This is a genomic window from Endozoicomonas sp. SESOKO3 (assembly GCF_024606255.1).
In genome coordinates this window covers 1-2,253 of sequence record NZ_JAHHPR010000191.1, presented here as the reverse complement: position 1 = coordinate 2,253, position 2,253 = coordinate 1, and the positions used below count along the sequence as shown (strand labels likewise).

Sequence of the window (2,253 nt, the reverse complement as noted above, 5' to 3'; positions counted from 1 at the left end):
GTTCTGCCACCGTTGGCCGGTCAGTTTATCAACTTGATCAAGGACTCTTCACTGGTTTCGGTTATTTCTCTGACTGATCTGACCAAAGCCGGTCGGGAAACGGTCAGCAGTACCTTCAGTCCCTTTGAAGTCTGGTTCACGGTTGCGGCACTTTACCTGGTGCTGACCGGTATCCTGTCGTATGTCGTCAGAAGGATGGAGGTGAAGTATGCCGCAAGAAGCTGACGCTATTATCACCGTGACAGATATTCACAAGGTCTACCCAAATGGTGTTCACGCCCTGAAGAATGTCAGTCAGACCATCAGGGAAGGGGAAGTGGTGGTCGTGGTTGGGCCCAGTGGTTCAGGCAAATCAACTTTTCTGCGTACCCTGAATCAGCTGGAAACTATCAATGCCGGTGAAATCGTTGTGGACGGAATCTCCCTGACCACTCCCGGAGATGTCAATAAACTGAGGGAAGAAGTGGGGATGGTCTTCCAGTCCTTCAACCTGTTTCCTCACCTGAGTGTACTGGACAATATCTGTCTGGCGCCCATGAAAGGTCGTGGTATCTCCAGAAACGATGCAGAAGACCGGGCAGTAGAGCTGCTGGCCAAAGTCGGCCTGTCTGACAAAGCCGGGAGTTTTCCACCTCAGTTATCGGGCGGTCAGCAGCAACGTGTAGCCATAGCTCGGGCATTAGCTATGCAGCCGAAGATCATGTTGTTTGATGAGCCGACTTCTGCACTGGACCCGGAAATGGTCGGTGAGGTTCTGGAAGTTATGAAACAACTGGCTCGTTCAGGTATGACCATGGTTGTGGTGACTCATGAAATGGGCTTTGCCCGCGAAGTAGCCGACCGGGTTCTGTTCATGGAGTCTGGTGAACTGTTAGAAGACAGTGTTCCTGATAGCTTCTTTGATAATCCAGACAGTGAACGCCTGCAGTCCTTTCTGAGTCAGGTGATTTAAGTCATAACCAGGTTTTGGAAGACATGGCTTTTTGGGTCAAAACCATGTCTTTCCTTGAAGCATGACTACCTGTGCGGCTAATGAAGAGCCAGTACTGATAAAGCACCCAGTGGCAGCCAGACGGAAGCAACGATCCGACTTGATTCAGAGGACATGCATCTGCAGGTGCTCTTGCCATCAACCCAGCTTACCAGCGCATCTCTCCATGTGCCCCCCTGTTCATGGCAAACGGGAAGCTTGCTGTTTTGATGTGAATTACCCCCCGGGCACACATAGTAGTAGTATCTGGCGCAACCTTGCCAATTTTCATGGTTGCCAGAGCTATCCAGATGCGCCTGCCAAACAGTCTTGCCATTTTCATCGGTGTCAGGGGCGCATTCCTGACCCCAGGGTGATTCAGATTCACAGTCATCGCGGCTCTGGCACAGGGGTTCAACAACATTCAGTGTGTGCCACACAGCATCAACAAACCAGATGCGTTGGGTCTTCTGATCGACTTCGAGACCTGCAATCTGGCTTGCGGGTGTTTGAATACTGCCAATGTAGGTATGGTTTCCTGAAGTGTCCAGGCGAATAGCATGGATCTTTCCAGTATCAGAATCGCTGACAAACAGCTTACTATCAGAAATGACCAGACCGCTGGGACTTTTTAGTTCAAGTCCGGCGACACTGAGCTCAGTAAAGCGGGCGCCTGATATTTTGGAGTAAGCGGCGTATTTTTCACGCCATTCATCTCTGTGCTTTACATCACCTGCTACCGTCCCGCTATCAGTATCAAGAACGTTGATCACGCCTCCTGCAGGATTGGCCACGAACAGGTATCTGTCGAATCTGGCCATGTGTCCGGGAACAAGATTACGTCCCGTCTTTTTATACATGGTTGTATTTTCATACCGATAGAGATAGGCATAGCTATGCTCATGCCCACCATATCCATGGGTGCGGGTAATATTGGTGTACACAATACTTCCATATTTAGAGTCAGGGCCGGCGTCCCATGACCAAAAACCGGCTTCCCGGCCTTCCCAGGTGATGCCCATTGAGAAGGGCTCTTGATGAACCATGTCGATGTGGGAACCATAAGGCTTTTCTTTAAGATTATCTGGAAAAAAATTATTGTTTTGAATAGCGAATGTTTTAAGGTTGTTTGCCCAAAGAGAAGGTCCCATAAAGTCCGAGCAGGTTCGCTGGGTGAAATACTCTCCCATAAAGGCAGATGCCGTATAATCATTACAGCTCCCACCTGTGGTAGCAAATGTTCCGGTCTTGCTTAAATTATGAACCTTCTGCCCTTTAAATTC

The 2,253-nt window shown here is 49.5% G+C and carries 2 protein-coding genes and 1 pseudogene; 2 read left to right on the top strand and 1 reads right to left on the bottom strand.

Annotation, left to right across the window (positions count from 1 at the left end):
- Positions 1-225 (top strand): annotated as a pseudogene (locus KDK18_RS03310) (amino acid ABC transporter permease); the annotation flags it as partial.
- Positions 226-229: 4 nt separating this feature from the next.
- A complete protein-coding gene (locus KDK18_RS03305; protein WP_373691139.1) occupies positions 230-952 on the top strand; it encodes an amino acid ABC transporter ATP-binding protein in 723 nt (240 codons plus the stop codon).
- A 77-nt stretch (positions 953-1,029) separates the two neighbouring features.
- Here the strand turns inward: KDK18_RS03305 and KDK18_RS03300 are convergent.
- Positions 1,030-2,253 (bottom strand): YncE family protein (locus KDK18_RS03300; protein WP_257253197.1); only part of this gene is annotated, 1,224 nt, incomplete at its 5' end.